The organism is Acidovorax sp. (genome assembly GCF_047607405.1).
Taxonomy (GTDB): domain Bacteria; phylum Pseudomonadota; class Gammaproteobacteria; order Burkholderiales; family Burkholderiaceae_C; genus Acidovorax.
This window is the reverse complement of the sequence record NZ_JASGDA010000095.1, coordinates 1-7,647: the sequence shown is the minus strand read 5'-3', so window position 1 is coordinate 7,647 and position 7,647 is coordinate 1. Positions and strand designations below refer to the sequence as shown.

The window sequence follows — 7,647 nt, the reverse complement described above, 5'->3', positions numbered from 1 at the left end:
GTGGCAGCGCGCCGTTTGCGCTGCAGGGCGCGGGCGCGGCCACGCCGTCGGCGGCGCGGGCGCTGCCGCAGTACAGCCCCGACAAGGTGGGCAACGACGCCTCGGCGCGCCCGTGGGAGCGCAACGGCATGGCCTTCCAGGCGCCGCAGCAGGCGGGCGGCACGGTGATCGGCTCGGCGCTGGCGGGGTCGCAGAACTGGGGCATTCCGGCGGACTTCGACACTGCGGGCTTCCTGGCCGCTGCCAAGCGCAACTTCGTCACGCTGCAGGCCGCCTGGGACCGCTCGGACATCCCCACGCTGCGCTCCATGATGACCGACGGCATGCTGGACGAAATCCGCACGCAGCTGAGCGAGCGCGAGGCCCACCGCGGCGCCCAGCCCAACCAGACGGACGTGGTGATGATCGAGGCGCAACTGCTGGGCATCGAGGACCTGGGCGACGGCTACATGGCGAGCGTGGAGTTCTCCGGCATGATCCGCGAGGAGCCCTCTGCTGGCCCCAGCCCCTTCCGCGAGGTCTGGAACATGACCAAGCCCAAGTCGGGCGGCAGCGGCTGGCTGGTGGCGGGCGTGCAGGCGCTGCAGTAAGCCAAAGCGCGGCCCAACTCGGGAATAATCGGGGACTATGGTTACACCACAGTCCCCTTTTCCTTTTCTGAACGGCCTGATGGAGCGCGTCGCCGCAGGCCCGCAGCCGCCGCAGTGGCTGGTACACGAGGTGCAGCAGCGCGTGGTGCTGTTCCTGAACCACGTGCTGATGCAGGAGCCGCTGGCCATGGAGCGCCTGGTGCGCCAACAGGGCCGCATCGTCCGCGTGCAGTGGCGCGTGTATTCCATGGCGCTGGTCATCACGCCTGCGGGGCTGTTCAACCTGGCGCCCGAATCCGCCACGCCCGACCTGCGCATCGAAGTGACCGAAACCTCGCCTTTCGCGTTGGCCCAGGCGGCCCTGCGCGGCGACAGACCCGCCATCCGCATCGACGGCGACGTGCAGTTTGCGGGCGAGATCCAGTGGCTGGTGGACAACGTGCGCTGGGATGTCGAGGAAGACCTGGCCCGCGTGGTCGGCGACGCGCCCGCGCACACCGTGGCGCAGGTGGCGCGGCGGGCGGCGCAGGCGCTGCGCCAGTTTGTGGGCGGCGCTGCAAAATCATGAAACAGCTCTTGCGGGGCGCCACCATCCTGTGGGTGGTGTTCCGGTACGGCCTGGATGGGCTGGCGCTCGACAGCTTTCAACGGCCCTGGCTGCGGTCGGTGTCGCGCATCCTGTCCCTGGGCCGCAACCTGGACGCACCCCGGGGCCAGCGCCTGCGCGAAGCGCTGGAGAGCCTGGGGCCGATCTTCGTCAAGTTCGGCCAGGTGCTTTCCACGCGGCGCGACCTGCTGCCTGCGGACGTGGCCGACGAACTGGCCCGGCTGCAGGATCGCGTGCCGCCGTTCGACCCCGGCATCGCCATCGCCACCATCGAGCGCGCGTTCCGCAGGCCCGTGGGCGAGGTCTTCACGTCCTTCGACCGCGAGCCGGTCGCCAGCGCATCCATCGCGCAAGTCCACTTCGCCACGCTGCGTGACCGCCAGGGCGTGGAGCGCGAGGTGGCCGTCAAGGTGCTGCGCCCCGGCATGCTGCCGGTCATCGAAAAAGACCTCGCCCTGATGCGCATGATGGCGGGCTGGGTCGAAAAGCTCTCCGCCGACGGCAAGCGCCTGAAACCCCGCGAGGTGGTGGCCGAGTTCGACAACTACCTGCACGATGAGCTGGACCTGGTGCGCGAGGCCGCCAACGCCGCGCAACTGCGCCGCAACATGGCCGGGCTGGACCTGGTGCTGATCCCCGAGGTGTTCTGGGACTTCTGCCACCCCGAGGTCATGGTGATGCAGCGCATGTACGGCGTGCCCATCAGCCAGGTGGAGCGCCTGCGCGCGGCGGGCGTGGACATCCCCAAGCTCGCGCGCGACGGCGTCACGATCTTCTTCACCCAGGTGTTCCGCGACGGGTTCTTTCACGCCGACATGCACCCGGGCAACATCCAGGTCAGCATCGAGCCCGCCACCTTCGGGCGCTACATCTCGCTGGACTTCGGCATCGTCGGCACGCTGACCGAAAGCGACAAGGAATACCTGGCGCAGAACTTCGTGGCGTTCTTCCGCCGCGACTACAAGCGCGTGGCCGAACTGCACATCGAAAGCGGCTGGGTGCCGCAGGGCACGCGCGCCAACGACCTGGAGTCGGCCATCCGCGCCGTGTGCGAGCCGTATTTCGACCGGCCATTGAAGGAAATCTCGCTCGGCATGGTGCTCATGCGGCTGTTCCAGACCTCGCGGCGCTTCCACGTCGAGATCCAGCCTCAATTGGTGCTGCTGCAAAAGACCCTGCTCAACATCGAGGGCCTGGGCCGCGAGCTGGACCCCGACCTGGACCTGTGGAGCACGGCCAAGCCCTTCCTCGAAAAGTGGATGCTGGAGCAGATGGGCCCGCAGCGCCTGTGGCGCGAGCTGCGCGCCGAAGCGCCGCACTATGCCAAGTACCTCCCCGAGCTGCCGCGCCTGCTGCACGACGCCCTGCGCCAGCGCCCGCAGGAGCCGTCGCAGGCCCTGCTGCGCGAACTGCTGGACGCGCAAAAGCGCACCAACAAGCTGCTGCAGGGCATCATTTTTGCTGGTGTCGGGTTCGTGCTGGGATTGCTGCTGGTGCAGTTGCTCATCAGAATCCGGCTTTTTTGATTCGACGGAAAGAAAAGAGAGGAGCGCCCCGTGCTGCTGACCCTGGTTCTGGTCTATCTGCTGTTCACCATCGGCATCGGCGTGTGGGCTGCGCAGCGCGTCAAGAACACCGCCGACTTTGCCATCGCCGGGCGGCACTTGCCCATGTACATGATCGTCACCACCACGTTCGCCACGTGGTTCGGGTCGGAGATCGTGCTGGGCGTGCCCGCCAAGTTCATCGAGGGCGGACTGCATGCGGTGGTGGAAGACCCGTTCGGCGCCGGCATGTGCCTGATCCTGGTCGGGCTGTTCTTCGCGGGCAAGCTCTACCGCATGACGCTGCTGACCATCAGCGACTACTACCGCGAGCGCTTTGGCCGCACCATCGAGGTGATCTGCTCGCTCATCATCATGCTCAGCTACCTGGGCTGGGTGTCGGCGCAGGTCACGGCGCTGGGGCTGGTGTTCAATTTGCTCTCGGGTGGGGCGGTCAGCATTCCGTGGGGCATGACCATCGGCGTGGCGTCCATCCTCATCTACACGCTCTGGGGCGGCATGTGGTCGGTGGCCGTTACCGACTTCATCCAGATGATCATCCTCGTCGTGGGCCTGGTGGTGCTGTCCTGGTTCGCCGCCGACATGGCGGGCGGCGCGGGCCGCGTGATCGACCTTGCCACCAGCCGCGACCTGTTCAAGTTCTGGCCCGAGCCGAGCTGGCACGAGATCGTCTTCTTCTTCGCGGCGGCCATCACCATGATGCTCGGGTCCATCCCGCAGCAGGACGTGTTCCAGCGTGTCATGTCGGCCCGCAGCGAGCGCGCCGCCACGCACGGCACGGTGATCGGCGGCTCGGCCTACATCCTGTTCGCTTTCGTGCCCATGTTCCTCGTCGCGAGTGCGCTCATCATCATGCCGGAGCAGACCGCCGCGTTGCTGCAGGACGACCCGCAGAAGGTGCTGCCCACGCTGGTGATGGAGCGCATGCCCGTGGTCATGCAGGTGCTGTTTTTCGGCGCGCTGCTCTCGGCCATCAAATCCTGCGCGTCGGCCACGCTGCTGGCGCCCAGCGTGACGTTTACCGAGAACATCTGGCGTCAGTTCCGCCCCGAGCAGATCAGCGACCGCGAGAACCTGCTCACCATGCGCATCAGCGTGCTGGTGTTCGCGGGCTGCGTGCTGGCTTACTCCATCAAGATGGAAGGCACGCCCATTTACGAACTGGTGTCCAGCGCGTACCAGGTGCCGCTGGTCGGGGCCTTCGTGCCGCTGGCCTTCGGTTTGTACTGGAAGCGCGCCACCACCCAGGGCGCGCTGTGCGCGGTGGTGCTGGGCATAGCCGTGTGGCTGGCGTTCATGCTGACCCCGGCGCTGGGCGAAACCTTTCCGCAGCAGCTGGCCGGTGTGCTGGCGGCCATGGCGGGCATGGTGCTCGGCTCGCTTGCGCCCCAGGCGGTGCGCAATGCGCACGCGTCGCACCACCGTATCGCTGGGGTGGAGAGGTAAACACATTCTTATAATCGAGGGTTTTGCATTTCCCACACACTCTCGACATGCCTATCTACGCCTACAAGTGCGGCTCCTGTGGCCATGCCAAGGACGTGCTGCAAAAAATCTCCGACGCGCCCCTGACGCTGTGCCCTGCCTGCGGTGCCGAAACCTTTTCCAAGCAGGTCACGGCAGCGGGCTTTCAGCTCAAGGGCTCTGGCTGGTACGTGACCGACTTCCGGGGTGGCAATGCCGGTGGCGGCAGCGCAGCCCCCGCTACCGAAAGCAAGACGGATGCTCCTAAAACAGAAGCAACCAGTGCAAGCCCAGCAAGCGCCACGCCCGCATCTGACTCCAAATCCGCTTCGGCGAGCTGAGTAACCCCTTCATGACTGCTTTGCGCAAATGGCTGCTGACGGGCCTGCTGGTGATCGTTCCAGGGGTCATCACGGCCTGGGTGCTTCACTGGATCGTCAGCACGCTCGACCAGACGCTGCAAATCCTGCCCGAGGCATGGCACCCCGACAAGGTGCTGGGCGTTCACGTGCCCGGCTTTGGCGTGGTGCTCACGCTGCTGATATTGCTGGTGGTGGGCGCCACGGCCAGCAACTTCGCGGGCCGCAAGCTCGTGGAGTGGGGAGACCGTCTGGTCAGCCGCATTCCTGTGGTGCGCTCCATCTATTCCAGCGTCAAGCAGGTGTCGGACACGCTGTTCTCCGAAAGCGGCAACGCCTTCCGCAAGGCCGTGCTGGTGCAGTGGCCGCGCGAGGGCGTCTGGACGGTGGCTTTTGTCACCGGCGCGCCCAGTGGCGAAGCGGCGGCCTATCTGCGCGACGAGTTCGTCAGTGTGTATGTGCCCACCACGCCCAACCCCACGGGCGGTTACTTCGTCATGGTGCGCAAGAGTGATTGCCTCGAACTCGAAATGAGCGTTGACGCGGCGCTCAAATACATCGTTTCCATGGGTGTGGTTGCCCCGCCCGACCCCCTGCTCGCAGCGGCGCCCAAGTAATCCACCCATTCAATAAACTGCGCCCACGAGGCGCCGGAAGTTCTGCCATGTCCTCCATGCGTTCCCACTATTGCGGTCTCGTCACCGAAGCCCTGATGGGCCAAACCGTCACCCTGTGCGGCTGGGTGAATCGCCGCCGCGACCATGGCGGCGTGATCTTCATCGACCTGCGCGACCGCGAAGGCTACGTGCAGGTGGTGTGCGACCCCGACCGCGCCGAGATGTTCAAGACTGCCGAGGGCATCCGCAACGAGTTCTGCATCCAGATCAAGGGCCTGGTGCGCGCGCGCCCTGCGGGCACCACCAACGACAAGCTCAAGAGCGGCCAGATCGAAGTGCTTTGCCACGAGCTGAACGTGCTCAACCCCTCGGTCACGCCGCCCTTCCAGATGGACGACGAGAACCTGTCCGAGACAACGCGCCTCACGCACCGCGTGATGGACCTGCGCCGCCCCTACATGCAGCGCAACATGATGCTGCGCTACAAGACGGCCATCCAGGTGCGCAACTTCCTCGATAAAGAGGGCTTCATCGACATCGAGACACCCATGCTGGGCAAGAGCACGCCCGAGGGCGCGCGCGACTACCTCGTGCCCAGCCGCGTACACGACGGCCAGTTCTTCGCGCTGCCGCAGTCGCCCCAGCTCTACAAGCAGATGCTGATGGTGGCGGGCTACGACCGCTACTACCAGATCACCAAGTGCTTCCGCGACGAGGACCTGCGCGCCGACCGCCAGCCCGAGTTCACGCAGATCGACTGCGAGACCTCGTTCCTGGGCGAGGAGGAAATCCGCGCCATCTTCCAGCGCATGGTCACCGAGGTGTTCAAGCAGCAACTGGATGTTGACCTGGGCGAATTCCCCATCATGACCTACCAGGAGGCCGCGCGCCGCTTCGGCTCCGACAAGCCCGACCTGCGCGTGAAGCTCGAATTCACCGAGCTGACGGACGTGATGAAGGACGTGGACTTCAAGGTTTTCTCCGGCGCCGCCAACATGAAGGGCGGCCGCGTGGTCGCGCTGCGCGTGCCTGGCGGATCGGTGGAGGGCGGCGGCATCAGCCGCGGCGAGATCGACGCCTACACCGAGTTCGTGAAGATCTACGGCGCCAAGGGCCTCGCGTACATCCGCGTGAATGACCTGAGCAAGGGCCGCGACGGTCTGCAGTCGCCCATCGTCAAGAACATCCACGACGCGGCGCTGGCCGAGGTGCTGAAGCGCTCCGGCGCGCAGAACGGCGACCTGCTGTTCTTCGGCGCCGACAAGGAAAAGATCGTCAACGACGCCATCGGCGCGCTGCGCCTGAAGATCGGCCACAGCGAGTTCGGCAAGAAGAACGGCCTGTTCGAGAACCGCTGGGCGCCGCTGTGGGTGGTGGACTTCCCCATGTTCGAGCACGACGAGGAAGAAGACCGCTGGACGGCAGTGCATCACCCCTTCACGTCGCCCAAGGACGGCCACGAAGACCTGATGGACACCGACCCCGGCCAATGCCTGGCCAAGGCCTACGACATGGTGCTCAACGGCTGGGAGCTGGGCGGCGGCTCGGTGCGTATCCACCGCGCCGACGTGCAGAGCAAGGTCTTCACCGCGCTCAAGATCACGCCCGAGGACGCCCGCGCCAAGTTCGGCTACCTGCTCGACGCGCTGCAGTACGGCGCGCCCCCGCACGGCGGCCTGGCCTTCGGCCTCGACCGCCTCATCACGCTGATGACCGGCGCCGAGTCGATCCGCGACGTGATCGCCTTCCCCAAGACCCAGCGCGCGCAGGACCTGCTGACGCAGGCGCCGTCGCCCGTCGATGAAAAGCAGTTGCGCGAGTTGCACATCCGGCTGCGCAACGTGGCGCCTGCGGCCTGAACCGCTCCTATAAAGTAAGCTGCTGGCACTTGATGCTCAAGGGTCAGCCCCATGTATCCCATCACCACCCCCGAGGGAGACACGATCCTCCCCTTTGACTGGTTCGAGCTGGGCATGGGCGGGCCGATGTTTTGTGACTATCTGTTCCCCGACGGCGTGGTGCTGCAAGGCATCGATCCGGGACGGTTTTCAGACGGCGGGCGCTGGTTTTTCGCCTATCTGCCGCCGGGTGACGAGCGCGGCAGACGCCTGCTGTTCGACCGTCAGCGCAAGCGCATCTACAGCGGGCCGGGGCTGGCGGATATCCATGCCATTCTGGATACAGGCCCGGGTGAAGCAAAGGCGTATGTCGGCAGCACTTACCCCGATTTCGGCTTTACGCCGCTGACCGGCCGGCTGGCGCAGTGCGAGGCTGTCGATCTGGTCAGGGTGCGCGACCTGTGGCTGCTGCCGGAACTGGCCCGCAGCGCGCGGGCCTTCACCGCGCAGTTGCGCGACTTTCCTGCCCCGGCGGGCAGCCACCGCCTGCGCGGCCTGCCGTGGCTACCCAAACATTTGCGCGATCTGCCCCGCCCGCTGGAACCGT

The 7,647-nt window shown here is 66.1% G+C and carries 8 protein-coding genes; all 8 read left to right on the top strand.

Annotation, left to right across the window (positions count from 1 at the left end; genetic code table 11):
- The coding region (locus QM569_RS11440; RefSeq protein ID WP_414987359.1) for a Tim44 domain-containing protein at window positions 1-590 on the top strand (590 nt) is incomplete at its 5' end.
- A gap of 37 nt (window positions 591-627) precedes the next feature.
- Complete coding sequence (locus QM569_RS11435; protein ID WP_414987358.1) at window positions 628-1,158, top strand: hypothetical protein; 531 nt, start codon at window positions 628-630, stop codon at window positions 1,156-1,158.
- Complete coding sequence (ubiB, locus tag QM569_RS11430) at window positions 1,155-2,723, top strand: ubiquinone biosynthesis regulatory protein kinase UbiB (protein ID WP_414987357.1); 1,569 nt, start codon at window positions 1,155-1,157, stop codon at window positions 2,721-2,723. Before QM569_RS11435 ends, ubiB begins: the two co-directional genes overlap by 4 nt.
- 30 nt (window positions 2,724-2,753) lie before the next feature.
- Window positions 2,754-4,208, top strand: coding sequence for a sodium:solute symporter family protein (locus QM569_RS11425; RefSeq protein WP_414987356.1), 1,455 nt, complete (start codon window positions 2,754-2,756; stop codon window positions 4,206-4,208).
- 47 nt (window positions 4,209-4,255) lie between these two features.
- Window positions 4,256-4,567: an FmdB family zinc ribbon protein gene (locus QM569_RS11420; protein ID WP_414987355.1), complete on the top strand. Its 312-nt coding sequence runs from the start codon at window positions 4,256-4,258 to the stop codon at window positions 4,565-4,567.
- 11 nt (window positions 4,568-4,578) lie between these two features.
- A complete protein-coding gene (locus QM569_RS11415; RefSeq protein WP_414987354.1) occupies window positions 4,579-5,202 on the top strand; it encodes a DUF502 domain-containing protein in 624 nt (207 codons plus the stop codon).
- Window positions 5,203-5,249: 47 nt separating this feature from the next.
- Window positions 5,250-7,061 carry an aspartate--tRNA ligase gene (gene aspS, locus QM569_RS11410; protein ID WP_414987353.1) on the top strand — a complete coding sequence of 604 codons (1,812 nt, stop codon included), beginning with the start codon at window positions 5,250-5,252 and terminating at the stop codon, window positions 7,059-7,061.
- A gap of 51 nt (window positions 7,062-7,112) precedes the next feature.
- Window positions 7,113-7,647 (top strand): hypothetical protein (locus QM569_RS11405; protein ID WP_414987352.1); only part of this gene is annotated, 535 nt, incomplete at its 3' end.